The organism is Lelliottia nimipressuralis (assembly GCF_004115925.1).
Lineage (GTDB): Bacteria > Pseudomonadota > Gammaproteobacteria > Enterobacterales > Enterobacteriaceae > Enterobacter > Enterobacter nimipressuralis.
Genome location: NZ_SDDX01000005.1, coordinates 66627 through 84175 on the forward strand (window position 1 = coordinate 66627; position 17549 = coordinate 84175).

The 17549-nt window shown below is 49.9% G+C and carries 16 protein-coding genes and 1 pseudogene; 7 read left to right on the plus strand and 10 right to left on the minus strand.

All coding sequences use genetic code 11. The annotated features are described in order from the left end of the window. Nucleotides 1-25: 25 nt before the first annotated feature. Entirely contained in the window at nucleotides 26-772 is a 747-nt protein-coding gene (gene ydfG, locus ETG88_RS05215; protein ID WP_102103648.1) for a bifunctional NADP-dependent 3-hydroxy acid dehydrogenase/3-hydroxypropionate dehydrogenase YdfG, read from the minus strand. 295 nt (nucleotides 773-1067) lie between these two features. On the opposite strand from ydfG, the gene dcp reads away from it, so the two are divergent. Together dcp and ETG88_RS05225 are read left to right on the plus strand one after the other, a co-directional pair. Next, nucleotides 1068-3107, plus strand: a complete 2040-nt coding sequence (gene dcp, locus ETG88_RS05220; protein WP_129034853.1) for a peptidyl-dipeptidase Dcp — start codon at nucleotides 1068-1070, stop codon at nucleotides 3105-3107. Nucleotides 3108-3116: 9 nt separating this feature from the next. Continuing rightward, complete coding sequence (locus ETG88_RS05225; RefSeq protein WP_100780262.1) at nucleotides 3117-3599, plus strand: glutathione peroxidase; 483 nt, start codon at nucleotides 3117-3119, stop codon at nucleotides 3597-3599. Between the two features lie 205 nt (nucleotides 3600-3804). Here ETG88_RS05225 and ETG88_RS05230 read toward each other — a convergent pair whose 3' ends face one another. The 3 genes from ETG88_RS05230 to ETG88_RS05240 form a co-directional block, all read right to left on the minus strand. After that, complete coding sequence (locus tag ETG88_RS05230; protein ID WP_129034854.1) at nucleotides 3805-4788, minus strand: hypothetical protein; 984 nt, start codon at nucleotides 4786-4788, stop codon at nucleotides 3805-3807. Between the two features lie 413 nt (nucleotides 4789-5201). Next, nucleotides 5202-5747, minus strand: coding sequence for a cysteine hydrolase family protein (locus tag ETG88_RS05235; RefSeq protein ID WP_107703637.1), 546 nt, complete (start codon nucleotides 5745-5747; stop codon nucleotides 5202-5204). A gap of 426 nt (nucleotides 5748-6173) precedes the next feature. Continuing rightward, entirely contained in the window at nucleotides 6174-7085 is a 912-nt protein-coding gene (locus tag ETG88_RS05240; protein ID WP_129034855.1) for a LysR family transcriptional regulator, read from the minus strand. Nucleotides 7086-7233: 148 nt separating this feature from the next. Between ETG88_RS05240 and ETG88_RS05245 the strand changes: the two genes are divergently transcribed. Further along, nucleotides 7234-7983 carry an SDR family NAD(P)-dependent oxidoreductase gene (locus ETG88_RS05245; RefSeq protein ID WP_102103654.1) on the plus strand — a complete coding sequence of 250 codons (750 nt, stop codon included), beginning with the start codon at nucleotides 7234-7236 and terminating at the stop codon, nucleotides 7981-7983. Between the two features lie 420 nt (nucleotides 7984-8403). On the opposite strand, the gene ETG88_RS05250 is transcribed toward ETG88_RS05245, so the two are convergent. Beyond that, nucleotides 8404-8748 carry a cupin domain-containing protein gene (locus tag ETG88_RS05250; protein ID WP_129034856.1) on the minus strand — a complete coding sequence of 115 codons (345 nt, stop codon included), beginning with the start codon at nucleotides 8746-8748 and terminating at the stop codon, nucleotides 8404-8406. Nucleotides 8749-9212: 464 nt separating this feature from the next. Between ETG88_RS05250 and asd the strand changes: the two genes are divergently transcribed. Then, nucleotides 9213-10331, plus strand: a complete 1119-nt coding sequence (asd, locus tag ETG88_RS05255; protein WP_129034857.1) for an aspartate-semialdehyde dehydrogenase — start codon at nucleotides 9213-9215, stop codon at nucleotides 10329-10331. A gap of 297 nt (nucleotides 10332-10628) precedes the next feature. On the opposite strand, the gene ETG88_RS05260 is transcribed toward asd, so the two are convergent. Both ETG88_RS05260 and ETG88_RS05265 read right to left on the minus strand, forming a co-directional pair. Continuing rightward, on the minus strand, nucleotides 10629-12347 hold the full coding sequence (locus ETG88_RS05260) for a hypothetical protein (protein WP_129034858.1): 1719 nt from the start codon (nucleotides 12345-12347) through the stop codon (nucleotides 10629-10631). Nucleotides 12348-12647: 300 nt separating this feature from the next. Then, nucleotides 12648-13529: a LysR substrate-binding domain-containing protein gene (locus ETG88_RS05265; protein ID WP_252152557.1), complete on the minus strand. Its 882-nt coding sequence runs from the start codon at nucleotides 13527-13529 to the stop codon at nucleotides 12648-12650. A 140-nt stretch (nucleotides 13530-13669) separates the two neighbouring features. Between ETG88_RS05265 and ETG88_RS05270 the strand changes: the two genes are divergently transcribed. Then, on the plus strand, nucleotides 13670-14578 hold the full coding sequence (locus tag ETG88_RS05270) for an SDR family NAD(P)-dependent oxidoreductase (protein ID WP_252152558.1): 909 nt from the start codon (nucleotides 13670-13672) through the stop codon (nucleotides 14576-14578). Nucleotides 14579-14610: 32 nt separating this feature from the next. Next, nucleotides 14611-15422, plus strand: a pseudogene (locus ETG88_RS05275) (SMP-30/gluconolactonase/LRE family protein). 115 nt (nucleotides 15423-15537) lie between these two features. Here ETG88_RS05275 and ETG88_RS05280 read toward each other — a convergent pair. The 3 genes from ETG88_RS05280 to ETG88_RS05290 all read right to left on the minus strand — a co-directional run bounded on the left by ETG88_RS05280 (nucleotide 15538) and on the right by ETG88_RS05290 (nucleotide 16786). Beyond that, nucleotides 15538-15939, minus strand: coding sequence for an Imm63 family immunity protein (locus ETG88_RS05280; protein WP_129034861.1), 402 nt, complete (start codon nucleotides 15937-15939; stop codon nucleotides 15538-15540). Next, nucleotides 15936-16163 carry a hypothetical protein gene (locus ETG88_RS05285; protein ID WP_129034862.1) on the minus strand — a complete coding sequence of 76 codons (228 nt, stop codon included), beginning with the start codon at nucleotides 16161-16163 and terminating at the stop codon, nucleotides 15936-15938. Before ETG88_RS05285 ends, ETG88_RS05280 begins: the two co-directional genes overlap by 4 nt. Before the next feature lie 233 nt (nucleotides 16164-16396). After that, complete coding sequence (locus tag ETG88_RS05290) at nucleotides 16397-16786, minus strand: GFA family protein (RefSeq protein ID WP_129034863.1); 390 nt, start codon at nucleotides 16784-16786, stop codon at nucleotides 16397-16399. 241 nt (nucleotides 16787-17027) lie between these two features. On the opposite strand from ETG88_RS05290, the gene ETG88_RS05295 reads away from it, so the two are divergent. Continuing rightward, complete coding sequence (locus ETG88_RS05295) at nucleotides 17028-17492, plus strand: GNAT family N-acetyltransferase (RefSeq protein WP_129034864.1); 465 nt, start codon at nucleotides 17028-17030, stop codon at nucleotides 17490-17492. Nucleotides 17493-17549: the final 57 nt, after the last annotated feature.

Here is a 17549-nt window from a genome sequence, read left to right on the forward strand (position 1 = left end):
GACCCGCAGGCCGGGCAGGGAAGTATCAGCCGCGATGCACGCTTAAACCCGCAAAACTCTGGCTAACAGGCATCATTTCGACGGTATTGATGTTGACGTGTTTTGGCAACGTCGCGACCCACCAGACGGTTTCGGTCACATCTTCCGGCGTCAGGGCTTCGGTGTTCTCATAGGTTTTGCCTGCTTTCGCATCATCACCTTTGAAACGCACGTTGGAAAATTCCGTGCCGCCCACCAGGCCTGGTTCGATATCCGTCACGCGGATTGCCGTACCGTGTAGGTCGGTGCGCAGGTTCAGGCTGAACTGACGCACAAAGGCTTTGGTTGCGCCGTACACGTTTCCGCCCGCGTAAGGCCAGCTCCCGGCGGTAGAGCCGATGTTGATCACATGCCCACGGTTGCGCTCGACCATGCCAGGCAGCACCGCGCGGGTCATGTACACCAGACCTTTATTGTTGGTGTCGATCATGTTTTCCCAGTCTTCTACGCTGGCCTTGTGCGCAGGCTCCAGACCCAGCGCCAGACCGGCGTTGTTCACCAGAATATCAATGGCACGCCATTCGGCAGGCAGGTTCGCAAGCATCTCTTCAATGGCGGCGCGATTACGCACGTCTAGCTGCGCCGTCAGAATGCTATCGCCAAGCTCGTCTTTCAGCTCCTGTAAACGCTCCTGACGACGGCCTGTTGCAATCACTTTATGCCCGTTGGCGACGAAGCGACGCGTGATGCTTTCACCAAAACCCGCCGTTGCCCCGGTAACTAATACGATCATCTCACTGTTCCTCAACGCTTTTTGTGTTGTACAACCATAGCACGGCATCCGGCACACCGTTAAGGCAACTTTTGTATCGCTAAATGATCGACTTTTCCGTCAACAAAGGTCACGTCAACATTAAATATCAGCGATACATTTACACCGCCTGGAATTCAAAACCGGGTCTTACTGTGCTTCTTAATCATCCCGGAAACAGAATATCTTGCAGCAAGCAGTCTGCCGTTAATGGGGATTGCAGCTCACTGCTGCCTGTCCTACTCTGGGAGGATAATTATGTGCCCAGGAGTCAACGATGTCGGTTTCCAATCCATTTTTTGAAGTCAGCGTATTGCCTTACCAGGCGCCTCGATTCGACGTAATCGAAGACAGCCACTACCGCCCGGCATTTGATGAGGCGATGCGCCAGAAGCGTGCAGATATTGATGCCATCATTGCTAACACCGCCGCACCCGATTTCACCAACACCATTCTGGCGCTGGAAAAAAGCGGCGCGATGCTTTCCCGCGTCAGCAGCGTCTTTTTCGCGATGACCTCGGCGCATACCAATGATTTTCTACAGGAACTGGACGAAGCCTTTTCCACCGAACTGGCCGGACTGGCTAACGATATCTGGCTGAATAACACGCTATTTTCACGCGTCGCGGCGGTGCGGAAAGGGGCCGCGTCGCTGGATGCCGAGTCCCGTCGCCTGGTGGAAGAGACGTATCAACACTTTATTTTGGCCGGTGCGCAGCTAACCGACGAGCAAAAAGTCGAGTTAAAAGCGCTGAATACCGAGGCCGCGTCTCTCACCAGCCAGTTTAATCAGCATCTTCTGGCGGCGGATAAAGCCGGTGGGCTGGTGGTGGATGATGTTCATCTGCTTGAGGGGCTGAGCACCGAGGAGATCGCGACGGCCGCGCGTGCCGCTGCGGAAAAAGGGCTGGCTGACTGCTGGCTGATTCCGTTGCTCAACACCACCCAACAACCGGCGCTTGCGGCGCTACACGACCGTAAGACGCGGGAAAAACTGTTCAGGGCGGGCTGGACGCGCACGCAAAAAGGCGATGAAAACGACACCCGTGAGATTGTGCTGCGCCTGGCCCAACTGCGCGCCCGCCGCGCGCAACTGCTAGGGTTCGACAGCTATGCCAGCTGGAGCATTGCCGATCAGATGGCGAAAACGCCTGACGCAGCGCTGAAATTTATGCGCGGGATTGTCCCAGCCGCGAGAGCGCGCGCCGAGCGCGAACAGGCGGATATCCAGAAAGTGATCGATGGTGAGCGGGGGCATTTCAGCGTGCAGGCCTGGGACTGGGCCTATTACGCGGAGCGCGTGCGCCTTGAAAAATACGCCCTCGATGAATCGCAGATTAAACCCTATTTCGCTCTTGATAATGCCCTGCGCGATGGCGTGTTCTGGGCGGCCAGCCAGCTGTTTGGCATCCGTTTTGTCGAACGTTTCGATATTCCTGTCTATCACCCGGACGTGCGCGTGTGGGAAATCTTCGACCATACCGGCGAAGGGATGGCGCTGTTTTACGGCGATTTCTTCGCACGTGATTCCAAAGGCGGCGGGGCGTGGATGGGCAATTTCGTTGAGCAATCCCATGAATTCTCCGCCCGCCCGGTGATTTACAATGTCTGTAATTACCCGAAACCGGCCGCTGGCCAGGCGGCGCTGCTCTCCTGGGATGATGTGATCACGTTGTTCCACGAGTTCGGTCACACGCTACACGGTCTGTTTGCCGATCAGCGTTTTGCCACGCTATCCGGTACCAACACGCCGCGCGATTTTGTGGAATTCCCTTCGCAAATTAACGAACACTGGGCCAGCCATCCGCAGGTGTTTGCGAACTATGCCCGTCACTATCAGACCGGCGAGCCGATGCCGGACGCCTTGCGCGAGAAAATGCTCAGCGCGACGCAGTTCAACAAAGGCTACGACATGACCGAGTTGCTGAGCGCGGCGTTGCTGGACATGAACTGGCACGGCATCGGGGCGCAGGAAACGGTCAGCGATGTTGAGACGTTTGAAACCGCCGCGCTGAAAAAAGAGGGGCTGGATCTGCCCGCCGTGCCACCGCGCTATCGCAGCAGCTATTTTGCCCATATTTTTGGCGGCGGTTACGCGGCGGGCTATTACGCCTATCTGTGGACACAAATGCTGGCAGACGATGGCTATCAGTGGTTTGTCGAGGAGGGCGGATTAACGCGTGAAAACGGGCAGAAATTCCGTGAAGCGATTTTGTCGCGCGGGAACAGCACTGATTTAGCTGAACTTTATCGCAAATGGCGCGGGCACGATCCGAAGATTGAAGCGATGCTCCTGAACCGTGGATTGAGTGAATAAGGTTTTCGCATGACGACTTTTCATCAACTTAATGCCACCAGCCTGCAAGGCCAGATCATCTCTATGGCCGACTATGCGGGGAAGCTGGTTCTGGTGGTAAACACTGCCAGCCATTGCGGCTTTACGCCACAGTACGCCGGCCTGGAAATGCTCTACAAAAAGTACGCGGATCAAGGGCTGGTGGTGCTTGGTTTTCCCTGCAACCAGTTTGGAAAGCAAGAGCCTGGCGGCGCTGAAGAAATTACCCAGACCTGCCGCATCAACTACGGGGTGAGTTTCCCGATGTTCGAGAAAGTGGAGGTCAACGGCGACGCGGCGCACCCGGTTTTTCGTTACCTAAAAGAAGCCTTGCCCGGCGTGCTGGGTGGGCGAATCAAGTGGAACTTCACAAAGTTCCTGATTGGGCGCGACGGGAAACCGCTCAAGCGTTTTGCCCCCATCTCCACCCCGGAGAAAATGGAGGCCGCTATCGTTGCGGCACTTAAAATCTAAGCATCAGGGAAAGTCGAAAACATAAATGCCCTTACGGGCATTTATGTTTTACATGCAACCATTCTGATATTACTGATTAAACAGCCAGTCTGTTACTCCAGCGTATTAATGGAAAAACAGCGCAATCAGAATAATGATGGGAATAGGAACGCCTAAGAAGAACAGTAATAATGAGCGCATTGTAGACCTCTCGCTTAATTAAAGATTATAAATCACGTTGACGGCCACCGAAGGTCGCACACAGGCTGGCGACAAAGGCACCGGCCAGCAGAGAAATAAATGTCCACAGCATGAGATAGCTCGTGGTTTTGCGTGCGGTATCAGCAGCTTGCTGCGCTTTCTCCTTCGCTTCTTTTAATTTAGCCTGGGCTTTGTCATAGGTGCTCTGTACCCGCTGCTCAGCCTCTTGCTGAGTAATACCCGTGTTTTGCGCAATCAGCTGGGCGACATACTGACGATCTTCCTGAGGTAAAGCGCCGGTGGTTATGCTATTGGCAAATATGCCGGTCACTTCACCTAACTGTGCAGGAGAAACGTGTTGCTGAGAGGGCGCTGCAGGAGCAGGCGCTGCGGCAGGAGAGGCGGAATCGGCTGCACCGTTTGCCGGTGTGGCAGGATTATTCGCCCTGAACAGAGAGTTAACAAAATAGTTTATTGACGACCCCTCTATACCCGACGATCCGTTCGCCATACTCGCTGCGCCAGTCGCCGTGGCCACCGCAGCACCTCCGGCAACGGTACCCACCACTTTAGCGCCCCCGCCAACGATGGCACTCATCGTGCTCGTTAACAGTGCTGCGGAGACCAGCGCCGCCACAGCCCAGGCTAAAAACCCGTGTGCAGTGTCGCGAAAGTAAACTTCATCGGTGTGGGTATCGACCCACTTCGAGCGCAGTCGTCCGGCTAAATAGCCGCCCATACCCGACGCAACAATTTGAGTGAACGTCAGCCAGGCGATGGCAGCGATCCCTACCGTACCCGCGTCAAGCCCACGGCTTTCCCATGGCGACACGGACGTAAGCCCCAGGCCTGCGCCCAGAATCAGCAATATCAAAGAGAGGGATGCTGCGGCTGCGGCACCGGCAAAGATGGCGCCCCATGAGACGGCGCTACTGCTCGCGGCGGGCACGGGCAGGCGCGTATCAGGATACGTCGTGTTAACGGAGGCGTGTTCGTGAATGTGAGTCATAGCTGTTGTCCTTTGATTAATCTTTGCGTTCGGAACCAGGAACTGATTGAAAAAACAGGAAACATTATCACCTTCAACATTAAGGCTCTTGAGGAGCCTGGTAATGCCATAGATAAAAGGGAAAGCTGTAAAACCTTAAAAAACGAAAACTTAAAAATCAGACTGGGAATGCATTCCACGAACTAAGGATAGTAGATAATTTTGCCCCTTCCGGATTTTTAACGTTATAAATCCGTTAGCAATCTAGATGACGGATTTTATAGTGAGCCGTAAAATTACCGGGCGCGGCAGGGGGAATGACACAAGAACTACTCTGCGTTGGCACTCTCGTCTGAGCCAAATAGGAGTCCGCTTTGTGCCAGGAGTGGACTTTTTGCACTTAAGCCGCCGGGAGGGCGGCTCTCAGTCTTATCTCATTTCTCAGAATAAAAGCTCCAGTCCGCTGCTGTCGCGAGCGTCACAAACGGGCCAGCAAGGGTGGCGTTGTGATGGTTGATGATTTCATTAGCTGACAGGTAGCTGTTATCCATTGTCGTGTGCGCATCTGAAATCAGCACAGTCCTGAATCCCAACTCCGGCGCTGCACGGCAGGTAGTGTCCACACAGAATTCTGTTTTCATCCCAGCGATGACAAGTTGTTTTATTCCCCGCTTGCCGAGCTGAAGCTGCAGGCTCGTATCCCGGAAACAGCTGGGGTACTTTTTAATAAAAACGACATCTTGCTCAGCATTCACACTCATTTCGGGTATCAGCTGTGTGAAGGGACTTTGCTCAGAGAAGGGGGAATCGTCAGGACCGGTGTGACGGGCAAAAAAGACTGGCACTTGCGCTTGCCTGGCTTTTTGTAAAAGCAGGCAAATGTTTGACAAAACCGAGTCTGCGAGATGGGGTGACGAGGGGCCACGGAAAAGCCCCTGCTGCATATCGATAACTAAAAGTGCATTTTCAGATGAAATCATGGTGTATCTCCATTCAGTAAATCATGAACGGAGAGATTTTCTTCCCCGTCCGGTTTGGCGGGGAGTCAGAATCTGTTTTGTCAGGAGCCAGTCACAGATGCGCACACGCCGCCGAAGGTTTCGGTGGTGGTAACGGTTGTCGCTGGCTGAGCTGGCTTAATCATTTTCCGGCATTCTCTTATGAGTTGAGAATCAGTAAACACAACAAATCTTAAAAACGGCTCTTCATGTTTTAGCACCGGGAATTGAAGATTTCAAAGGATATGTTTCCTGATTGATGACGTTCACGGCTGACATATTCCGACAAAAATTTAGCTTCCGCTCCTCGCTCAGAGCGGATCACCCCAAGGGCAGGCATTAGAGAAGGGCTCAAGAGAAGATGAATCGGTGAAACTTTTGCGCCCTTAAGGATCAAAAGAGGTGTGATTACCGGTAACTGCGGAGTGCCGCTGGGAATACCTCGGTTAGCCAGTCAATAAACACGCGTAACCGATGTGTCATGTGCCTGTTCTGGGGATAGACGACATAAAAAGGATAACTCTCGGGGCGCCATTCTTGTAGGATCTCAACCAGCGTGCCGTTGTTCAGTTTATCTTTCGCCGCATAGCAAAAGGTCTGGATGATTCCCATCCCCGCCAAGGCCGCAGCCAAATGCGCATTACTTTCGTTAACCCCGATGTGATGTTGCGTCTTCATCTCCCGCTCTTCACCTTCTACGATAAAGCGAAAAGGAAAGGCTCTGCCCGTCAGCGGAGACAAATAGCTCACCAGCTTATGTCCATTTCTTAATTCTTCCGGATACGCAGGTACACCAGCGGCTTTCAGGTATCCCGGCGTAGCGCAGGTCACCATCGGGGCATCACCAATGTGGCGGGCGATCAACGAGGAGTCATTGAGCGCGCCACCGCGAATTACACAGTCCACATTTCCGCTAATAAGATCCACCGGCCTATCGGAAACGCCTAAATCGATTTTGATTTCCGGATAGCGCTGCAAAAAATCCGGTAACGCCGGGATCAGGACTTCACGTGCGGTAGAGCCGCCGACATCAATACGCAGATACCCTTTAGGTCTGCTCTGCAAGGCGCTAAACGACGTGTCTATCTCCTCAATTTCAATGAGTACCCGCGAGGCTTTTTCATAATAGTCCTGACCCTCTGGTGTTGCGACGACGCGCCGGGTCGTACGATGTAAAAGACGCACGTCGAGATGGGCCTCCAGTGATTTAACCAGCTTACTTAATGTGGCATTCGGCAGATTCAGTGAATCCGCTGCCCGCGTAAAATTGCCAGTTTCCACCACCCGCGTAAACGCACGCATAGCCATTAACTGATCCACGTTCTGGTTCTCCGTGAGGGAGTTGATTATTCACCTGTAGAAAGAGTGTTTTCTACTTTTGCTAATTTATCAATAATTTCTCTGCGGCTAGAGTGAGTTCACAGGCTGAATGACGGCCCATTCGAACCCACAACCGAGGATATGGATAATGAGTAAACCACTTTCAGACAAAATTGCCCTGGTCACGGGCGGCAGCACAGGAATCGGTCTTGCCAGTGCTCAGGAACTGGCGGCGCAGGGGGCAAAAGTCTACATCACCGGACGTCGTCAGCAGGAACTGGATGCGGCCATCGCGTTGATCGGCCCGTCGGCTAAGGGGATTCGGGCCGATATCTCCCGTCTTAGCGATCTGGATAATGTTTACGCACAAATTGCAGAAGAGTCGGGGCGTCTGGACATTCTGTTTGCTAACGCCGGTGGCGGAGATATGCTGGCGCTGGGTGAAATAACGGAAGAACATTATGACCGGATTTTCGGGACCAATGTTCGCGGAGTATTATTCACCGTCCAGAAAGCACTGCCACTGCTTGGTGCCGGTTCATCCATTATCCTCACCGCTTCCACCGTTTCGGTAAAAGGGACGGCTAACTTTAGCGTGTATAGCGCCAGTAAAGCCGCAGTGAGAAACTTTGCTCGCTCATGGGCGCTGGACTTGCAGGGGCGGGGTATTCGGGTGAATGTCGTGAGTCCGGGTCCGGTCAAAACGCCTGGATTAGAGGGGCTGGTTGCCGAGGAGCAGCGTCAGGGCCTGTTTGATGCGCTGGCGGCGCAGGTTCCGTTGGGCCGGATTGGTGAGCCAGCGGAAGTCGGCAAAGCCGTTGCGTTTCTGGCATCTGATGCCGCCAGTTTTATCAATGCTGTAGAGCTGTTTGTTGACGGCGGTATGGCGCAGATTTAAAACTGATATCACACCGTCAAATCCTACGAGGCGACGGTTTTTCAATGGACGGCGGGTGTCACGCCGTTTTAACGCCACAGTGTGACAGCGCACAATGCGGTTCCAGCCATTCCTGCTGGGTTTTGTCATGTCGCAAAACATAGCGACCGTTTGCAAATCACATCACTATCGTCGGCAAAATTTGCATAACTCCCTTCTTATGACGAGGTTCGGTCAAAACGGCTGCTGTGTGCCAGGAGCGGACATTGCTAACCTTGGAATGCACCAATTAATGGCGAGCAGATGATAGTGCATAACTGTGTAGCAGCATCGAAATCATTATGGCATTTTTCAGGGGTATAAAGGTGCCGGAAATGCCCCTTACGCCTCAAAATGGCTCTGAGGCGTGTTGAGCAGCGCGGCCAGGGAATTTTAGCTAAGTCACTGGCAGGGAAGGTCTGTTCGATCCCCGCGCGGTGTTGGATGTGAGATGACGATAAATTCGACCGCAGAATCAGAGTCATTTCTTGCCTGATGCTCTGAGCCAGGGGGAATCTCAATACCCTGTTGAGCGACGATCCGATGCTCTTTCCCTTCCAGCTCCATGGTCAAAACCCCATCAAGAACGAAAAAAAACTGCCTGGATACGGAATGGTAGTGTCGCTTTTCGCACGTTTCTGGCGGCATCTTTTCGTGAATAATTAGCATGTCTTGCCGGTTTAGCAGATACCAACCATCGCACTTGTCACCCCATATGTAATGCTCAGCATTCGCCTTAGAAATCATTGGTTTTTACCTGTAGCTCACTTAAGAATTTTAGACCTGATGAGTTGTTATACTTTGAGAACTCTTTGATTAGCAACAGCATTATAATGTTTTATGTGGCAGAACTACCCTGTCCGCATGGTTTTGACGTCCGCTTTTCGCTCTCAGCGTACCTTCAACGCTGTTTGCTTGTCCGCTCTGTGCCAGGAGCAGACATCTGAGAGACACCCATCAAACTTTAACTATGCGTGTACCATTCTTGATTGCTTAGGCCTTTCAGTATCAGTCTTGGAATTATTTCTTAAGTATATCAAATGGATATGATTGATTTTTATCTGTGTTAGGGATAAAAATCGCTGATGCCATATGAAACATTTTAATAATGACAGAATCTAATGCACTTCGTAATGACCTTTATTTAGGGATGATATATAACGTGCTTCGAAAATAATTAACATTTTTATAACGTTATTAAGGTTAAGCAAATGAAGCAAGTTGGCATTGTAGGTTGGCGAGGAATGGTAGGGTCTGTTTTGCTCCAGCGCATGGTCGAAGAGAACGACTTTGACGATATTTCTGCGCATTTTTACAGCACGTCCAGTGCGGGTGCCACCGGTCCGGTCATTGGTGACGTGAGCTATATACTCAAAGATGCTAATTCCATTAGTGCCCTGGCCGAAATGGACATCATCATAACCTGCCAGGGTGGGGACTATACTAAAGCGGTTTATCCTGCATTGATTGCCCACGGCTGGGAGGGCTACTGGATTGATGCGGCCTCAGCGCTGCGGATGGATGAAAGAGCCTGCATTATTCTCGATCCCGTGAATCGCACCCATATCGATCGTGCCGTCAATGAGGGAATTAAGCTGTTTGTTGGTGGCAACTGTTCGATCACTCTGAGTCTGATGGGGCTCGCCGGGCTGATAAAAGCAGATCTCATTGAATGGATGAGCGTGATGACCTATCAGTCCGCATCGGGTGCCGGTGCTCAGTATGTACGGGAATTGATCGCGCAAAGTGCGTATATCAGCAGCCATTTGTCCGCCGATGAACTGGCATCTTCAGGTTCAGTACTTCCGTTAGTCAATAAAGTCAGTGAATTGATTAAAAGCGCTGACATGCCGATCCAGAACTTCGGTGCGCCTTTAATGGGTAGCATCATTCCATGGATTGATAGTGATTTAGGCGATGGCAACAGCCGTGAAGAATGGAAAGGTGAGGCAGAAACGAACAAAATCTTGGGCCTTCCTCCCGGTACGATCCCGGTAAATGGTTTGTGCATACGGGTCGGTGTGATCCGTTGCCACAGTGCTGCAATCACCGTGAAGCTCAAGCGTGAAGTCAGCGAAACAGAATTTGCGGAGTTAGTGGCGCATTCCCATCCCTGGGTTAATTATGTGCCCAATAAAAAGGTTGAGAGTGTCAGTAAATTGACTCCTGCCTATATCAGCGGTTCGCTTAAAGTAGGAATTGGCCGTTATAAGAAAATGTCGCTAAACAATGACCCTATCTATTCAGTTTTAACGGTAGGCGATCAGCTATTGTGGGGGGCGGCCGAACCTTTGAGACGCATGTTGAATATTCTGCTCGGAAGAGTTTGATTCATTTTATTCAGACTAAAGCACCTGCTCGGTAGGTGCTTTGGTTTTGTGGCGACGCGTCCTATTCTACGTCGCCGCAGATGTGATGGACATAAATGGCTCACTTCATCGTCCGCTTTTCGCTCTGAGCGGACCTTGATGTCTTTGAGAGGGTCCGTCCCGTACAAGCAGCGAACCCGACTAATCTAATGTTGAGCCAATCAATATGGTGCAAGCTAATCAAATTACAATTTGGGTCAGCCCCTGCTTATGTGTAAGTTCATCCGTTAGATAAAGCCGATTACTCACATTCTGAAATTACTCGTCTTCAGATTCTTCTTCCTCAATTTCTTGCGGCAAAGGCGGAAGGTTGTAGATGTCCTCCGGTGTGAATTCTGCGATTTGCTCAAGCAACCTTTCTGAGGAGAGAATGGGTTGTCTTTTACTCCGTTCATATGCGTTGTAGGAATAACGTCCTTCATTTACCCAGTCGAAATAACGATTGATGCTACCAATGAGGGTATTACAGGTGTGTCTATTACCATTTGTGCTACCGATCGAGTGCTGCCCCGCAGTAAAGCGAATCGACGATCTGGCAATATAGGCTAGATCTTTGCCACTGAGTGTCGATTCAGTTATTCGTTCTGTTGTCGCCTCATTCAGGGCAAACTCTCTTGCCCAGAGCTCATTAACATTGCCGAGATAGTACTCAAACGCGTTGTAGAAATATCCTGTCGTGATGAGCCTACGAATCTGCCAGGCCACCTCTTTTTTATCACTGCGTCGTTCTAGCTCTTCTAGTAATACCGGTAACGCCATCAATCTGCTATCTGCAATACCGATGATGTTTAAATGGAATTTCGCAACCCAGAGTATTTCATTAAACTGGTCCAGCACAGAATCCTCCAGCGCGTTGAAAGAAGCTGTGGACATTTTAATTAATCCGCCGATTGCCAGAGACTGGAAAAGCATCTTTGTCATTATCTCTGAAGGGAATATGTACTTCCCTGAACGTTCTAGCGTTTTGAATCCCCAATCATCACCGCAGCCATCAACAAAAGCGCATAGTACCATCAGCATTCTGGTAGGAATTTTTTCAAGTGAGACGGGGGTAATATGTTCAGGATTTAAAGGGTGAGCAATCCTTTCCCCTATTTTCTCTTCTAATTTAGCGATTGAACGCCTGAGAGTTGCCGCCTTGTCGTCATCATTAACGTAATCTATCCAGTAACAAGCTTCCTCAATATCAGCCAAATCTATAGCGGCATGAGCCGTATTGAATGCCAGTGAACTTAGATAGTTAGTGCGTCCTGCCGAAAGGTTGGGGGCGCTGAGGAACTGCTTGGCAACCTCGATACTGTGTTTAGGGTTTCTATCGAGGCTAAAATAGGATTCAAAAAAGAGCAAGCTCTGGGAGGTATCTTCGCCCACTTGATGAGATATAAATTGAGTTAGCTTTTCAAGGGTAGAGAGTTGGCGTGAGCTATCTAGCAGTACACGGTGCGTTGCTTCATAAAAGGCCATCAACTGAGCGTTATTCAGATTATTGATATCAAAAATGGGAGGTTCCTTGTTAAAAGAAGCCGAATTGCCCATCAGACAGTTAAAATAGGTAACATACTGCTGTTTTGTACCCGAAAGAATAAACGCTCTGATGATTGCCATGTATGGACTGAATGAGGCATCACTTTTCGCTAGGGAAAACACCGTACAAATCTGCTCACTAAACTCATACCGTTCGTCCAGCTCTAACGCTGATTGAATTAGTGGAGTCGCTGGAGCGCCAGAAAATGCTATCAGGTTCAGGACCGCCTGCCTTTCCGTCTGAAACGCTTTTGCCTCCCTTGCTATCACCGCTTTACAGAAATAATAGTCTGCAGAGGTTTCGTTGGTTTCTTCAGTATGCAGAATAACCTTTTCACAAACTGAATAAAAAACCTCTTGTTTTTGAATTGGTATCTGTTTCTTAGGGAACTTAGCCTCACGAAGTTTACGAGTGGCATTGGCTTTAACTTGCTTCCCATTCCGCTTTTTCATTCATTTAAATCCCTTAGATAGCCTTGGGGAAGTGTACTGCGAAGGAATTACGTGCTCAATGAAATGAACGATTTTTTGGTCACTTGCACTCATATACTTTGATATTGTAACTGTCGTGTTAAAACGGACAGTTCGCTTTTAGGAGTTTCCAGCAAGCGTTTTAGCTTCCCTTTAGACCAACGTCCGCTTCTCGCTCATAGCCAGCATTTTCCAACTTAGTAAGCTGGTGAGTGCCAGAAACAGACCGTCCTTTACTACTACCACCTTTAAAAGATGGTCACTCAGACGGCTGGAAAATTTTCATAGTGAATGTGATAAACCCTGCTCCTTATTTGCGGCCGAAAGAACGAAGGCATGTGCTGATGGAGATAAATGGCGATAGCAGATGACCAGATCGAACTCAGTTTCAGCACCTGATAAGGGATGATAACTAATCCGGTCACCTCGAAAGCCACTCATACTTTGAGGAACGACAGATACACCACCTCCCACAGACACCAATGACAAGACGGCATGCATTCCATGTGCTTCCTGAGTAATCATCGGCACAAAGCCAGCTTTAGCACAAAGGCGGATAAACTGCAGATGAAAGCTCTTCCCCTCAGGCATTGGCCACAAAATAAAAGATTCACCGGCAAGATCGGCAAGCGTAAGGTCTGACCGATTACTGAAAGGATGATCTTTTGGGATAGCTATACACAGACGATCACTGTCGAAATTGATCTGTTCGATATCATCAGCCTTTTCAAGAGGGGGGATCAGTACCCCGATGTCTAACGTCCCGTCGCGCAGAGCAGCAATCTGTGCAGCGGTTGTAGCTTCTAGCAATTCAAGTCGTACCTTCGGATGACTTGCCCTGAATTCACGAATAATATCGGGCAACCGGCCATAAAGTGCGCTTCCTACATAACCCAGGCGTAAAAGACCCGTTCGTCCTTCAGCCACATCTACCGTAGAAACAAGGGTTTTTTCAGCCTGGCGGAGGGTTTTGCGTGCCTCACTGACAAACTTTTCTCCCGCAGGCGTCAGCCTAACCACGCGATTACCACGCTCAATAAGAGCGACGCCGAGATCTTCCTCCAGTTTCTGTATGGCACTGGTCAGCGGAGGCTGCGACATGTTAAGGCGTTCGGCGGCCCGGTGAAAATGCAGCTCTTCAGCGACGGCAATGAATTGCTCCATTCTTCGTAGAGTGATCCGTGCCCGACTCTCTGTCGTCATATCCCGCCGTTCCTCTTGTTAGTGAGTCAATCTTCCCACGATACAATTAAAGTATTAAGAAGCCATATAAATAGTATTTTATATATCAAAGTTATCACTCTATGTTGTTTTCTCAATCACTTAGTGAAAACGGCGAGGGTGACATGGTGGATTTTAACGGTCGGGTAGTACTTATCACCGGTGCGGGGCGCGGATTGGGATTCGCCTATGCCCGGTGTATGGGTCAGCTTGGCGCAATGGTTTTGATTCAGGATATCGGTGCCAATTCTGACGGGAAGGGCGTCGATCCTCATATTGCAGAACTGGCGGCAGAGACACTTCGATTAGAAGGGCTGAATGTACACGCGATACCGGGGGAGCTGGCCTCACGCGAGAGCTGTCACAATTTGTGCAGAGACGCCCTTCAAGTCGCGGGGCGGCTGGATGCCTTAATCCATAATGCGGGTTGGGTGGCTTACGATAATATCGAGTCGATAGAAGAAAGTTCTTTTGACCATATGATGGCCATTGCTGCCAAGGCTCCTCTCTGGTTGGCACAGGCTGCCTGGCCTGCCATGAAAGCGGCTGGCTATGGCCGCATCATTATGACGACCTCTTGCCGGGCGATCTATCCGCAGTATGTTCACAACGGTCTTGCCTCCTACGCGGCAGCCAAAATGGCCGTGATAGGACTCACGAATGTCCTTGCCAGTGAAGGCAAAAAAGATGGAATTATCGTCAATGCAATTTCTCCCGTGGCCCAGACACGTATGTGGGGGATAGAGGGGGAACCTGCCGAACTCCATCCTTCGGAAGTGGCACCGGAAGTGGCCTATCTTGCCTCAGCAGAATGCACTGATGGGGGATGGATACTTCGTGCCGCGAACGGGCAGTTCCATGCAACCAAAATGAGGGAGGCCGCAAATGTGGACTATCCGCGAAATCTTCGCGCTGTTAAGGCATCAACTGCTCAGGAGGTTGCGGAGAACTGGCAATCGATCGCTATTCCTGATGTGGAACCGCGACAGTGAATGGCATTTCGGTGGTATTTCCAGGCAAGGCTGTGCTGGGAGAGTCACCTATATGGAGCTGGTCAAGAGCCAGGCTTTTGTGGGTTGATACCCTTGGTGCTTCTCTCAATTATTTTGATCCCAAAACGGGCCGGAATGTGGAACATGCCATGCCCGGGCCGCTGGGCTTTGTCGTGGAGAAAAATACGGGTGAGTTAATCATTGGCACAGGATGCCATGTTGAGCTAATTGACAGAGCCGGTAAGAGACGAAGGATCGGCACTGCGCCACACGTACAGGAGGGCTTTCGTCTCAACGATGCGAGCCTGGACTCCTCAGGCCGCCTTTGGGTTGGGCTGATAGATGAAGAACTGAAAGAGGGTTCAGGCTATTTGTATCGTCTCGATCCAGACGGTAAGTGGCACACCGTCGATTCTGGTTTCACGCTTATCAATGGAATCAGCTGGAGTCCCGACTGCAAAATACTTTACGTCACTGATTCCCGGCGTGGCGTAATTTACGGATATGATAACGATCCTTGCACAGGCGAAGTCAGTCATCGAAGGGTGGTTGTCAGCATTAATCCCAAAAAAGCAAGCCTGACGGACTGATCGTTGATCAGGACGGGTTTCTCCTGAGTGTACTCTTTGATGGTGCTGCCATTGCGCGGATATCCCCGGACGGAGAAATCGAGCGATGGCTTAATCTCCCCGTGCAGCGACCGACAAGCTGTGCCTTTGCAGAAGATGATCGTTATCTGTATGTCACTACAGCGCGACTTGGGCTTTCGGAAACGCTTTTAGAGAAGATGCCGTATTCAGGGGCTTTGCTCAGGATCGACTATAAGCGTGCACTGGAAGTTTGAGCGTTTTGCAGACCGTCTGGTGCCAAGGAGCGGAAGTTGGATGCTGAGAGGTGGGAACAGTGATGCTCGAATCAAACTGATGATAATGACATTTCTGAAAAATTCTGTGACCTTTTTAAACCTGTCCGCTAAGGATTTCTGTAAATTCTCTGCGCTTCCTTGTTGCCCATTCAGGTTTGATGGAGAGCATTAAACAATATTGTTTTCGAAAATAAACATACCTGAATTCCGTTCCAGCTAAGCTATTCATGGCTGCATATTCTGCAGCCAGACCAACCACACCACACTCAACAAACCAATAAAGAATATCATCATCACTCAGGGTAACTTTACGCGCTATTTCGGTACCTCTTTCATTGACAACGAAATGATATTCTTTGCCATGAATTTCCAGATATGGAGTCGCCATACCATCAGGTCTGTCAGGGATGATGAAGTAATAATTGGGTCTTATTCCCCCTCCAATTCTTTCACCGATTTTGAGAAGTTCTGCGCGTAACTCTTCGATATTCTTCATGATTTATTGTTTTTGATAGTTAACCATTCGTTCCAGACATCCTCTGCATCAATATCTTGATAGCCCCGGTTTTTAGTCATGTCTCTGACAATTTCTATCGGTAATTCAATAACGGTAGCATTATCTCGTATCGCCTCGACCTCATGCCTGAGCAGTTCACGGCCGGCCTCTTTCTCTTTTGCTTCAAGCAACGCAACAAGTGACGGGATGAATACAACGGCCATTTCAGTAGGTCTCTGCTAATCACTAAATTTGAATCATTTTGGCATAAGTAGCAGGCTGTTTACACCCTTAGGAACCAATGAATAATGACGCACATTCCCATGGTATCAGGTTCTGATGAACGCTCCTCGCTCACAGCGGTCCTCGCGCTACTTCAGCGGTCCGCATCTTCAGGTAGAACGAATGCTTAGAATAACAAAGAGTAATATTGTGAAACTGCCCAAAACGTCCTTTTTTATCCAGCGGTATCGGGCATGATTTTTCTCCACCAGTCAGGTTTCATATCCTGAAAAGAGTGGGAGAGGGGCGAAAAAATGACGGCTTCATTGTGGTCAAAAACACCGCTGAGTAAAGCCGTCACCGGCGCGTCATCAATCGCACCTAATGAACTGCCACACCTGGTGCAGAATGCTCTGGATGAGGTTTTAGATGAGCGATATAAAGAAGGTGTGCCTCCTTCACCCGTCCATTCAACATCCGCCGAGTGGAATTCAAGCCATACTGCGGTCTGACAACCTGAATGCTTCTGGCAAATATCACAGGAGCAGGAATGAGTGGAAACCGGGTTAATCGCTGTGAATCTGATAAACCCGCACAAACATCCGCCTGACAGTTTCAAATCCATATCAGTCGATACCTTATCAACGCTCAGAGAATGACAAAGATAGCATCGTCCGTTTTTTGCTCAAAGCATCTCCAGAACCTTACACATTATCCCCACCGTATCCGGTGCAGATCATCAATACGCAGTTACGTAACCAACTCACCCAAACCAGTAGTTAACAGTGAATTCATTTGACGAGCGAAGGCGACGGGGTTATCACTATTATGATATCTATCAAAAGGTTAGGCCTGAGAGGTTAAACGTGATTACGTTCCGCGCAATGACGGAAGATGAATATCCCGCTTATCTTGAATATTTTGTTCAGGATTATGCCAATGAAATCGAATCAAACTATCGCGTATCGCAACCGGATTCTCTGGCAAGAGCGAAACAGGAATTATCGGCATTGCTTCCCGAGGGTGTAAATACCGCAGGCCAGGTGCTGTTGTGTATTATCGCGCAGTCGGCCCATGTCGGTTATCTCTGGTACAAACCCGACCCAGTTATGCGTACGGCTTTTATCTATGATTTCCATATTCTCACTGCCTGCCAGGGAATGGGATTGGGTAAACAGTCGCTGGCTGCTTTCGAAGCGTATTTACGAGCGAAGGATATTAAAGAGATCAAATTGCGTGTGGCAGGGGACAATGCTCGCGCTCAGCATATTTATGAAGCCAGCGGATTTGGGGGGACGGGTATCAATATGAGTAAATCTATTACTGACTGAGGGACTAAGAAGAACCTGATTCGCACATCTTTTTGGCGGTGTTTATGTTGCGGGATT

Excerpts from the sequence above, each read along its gene's own strand:
- ydfG (WP_102103648.1), bottom strand. The coding sequence starts at position 772 with ATGATCGTATTAGTTACCGGGGCAACGGCGGGTTTTGGTGAAAGCATC.
- dcp (WP_129034853.1), top strand. The coding sequence starts at position 1,068 with ATGTCGGTTTCCAATCCATTTTTTGAAGTCAGCGTATTGCCTTACCAG.
- ETG88_RS05225 (WP_100780262.1), top strand. The coding sequence starts at position 3,117 with ATGACGACTTTTCATCAACTTAATGCCACCAGCCTGCAAGGCCAGATC.
- ETG88_RS05230 (WP_129034854.1), bottom strand. The coding sequence starts at position 4,788 with ATGACTCACATTCACGAACACGCCTCCGTTAACACGACGTATCCTGAT.
- ETG88_RS05235 (WP_107703637.1), bottom strand. The coding sequence starts at position 5,747 with ATGATTTCATCTGAAAATGCACTTTTAGTTATCGATATGCAGCAGGGG.
- ETG88_RS05245 (WP_102103654.1), top strand. The coding sequence starts at position 7,234 with ATGAGTAAACCACTTTCAGACAAAATTGCCCTGGTCACGGGCGGCAGC.
- ETG88_RS05250 (WP_129034856.1), bottom strand. The coding sequence starts at position 8,748 with ATGATTTCTAAGGCGAATGCTGAGCATTACATATGGGGTGACAAGTGC.
- asd (WP_129034857.1), top strand. The coding sequence starts at position 9,213 with ATGAAGCAAGTTGGCATTGTAGGTTGGCGAGGAATGGTAGGGTCTGTT.
- ETG88_RS05260 (WP_129034858.1), bottom strand. The coding sequence starts at position 12,347 with ATGAAAAAGCGGAATGGGAAGCAAGTTAAAGCCAATGCCACTCGTAAA.
- ETG88_RS05265 (WP_252152557.1), bottom strand. The coding sequence starts at position 13,529 with ATGGAGCAATTCATTGCCGTCGCTGAAGAGCTGCATTTTCACCGGGCC.
- ETG88_RS05270 (WP_252152558.1), top strand. The coding sequence starts at position 13,670 with ATGTTGTTTTCTCAATCACTTAGTGAAAACGGCGAGGGTGACATGGTG.
- ETG88_RS05280 (WP_129034861.1), bottom strand. The coding sequence starts at position 15,939 with ATGAAGAATATCGAAGAGTTACGCGCAGAACTTCTCAAAATCGGTGAA.
- ETG88_RS05285 (WP_129034862.1), bottom strand. The coding sequence starts at position 16,163 with ATGGCCGTTGTATTCATCCCGTCACTTGTTGCGTTGCTTGAAGCAAAA.
- ETG88_RS05290 (WP_129034863.1), bottom strand. The coding sequence starts at position 16,786 with ATGGATTTGAAACTGTCAGGCGGATGTTTGTGCGGGTTTATCAGATTC.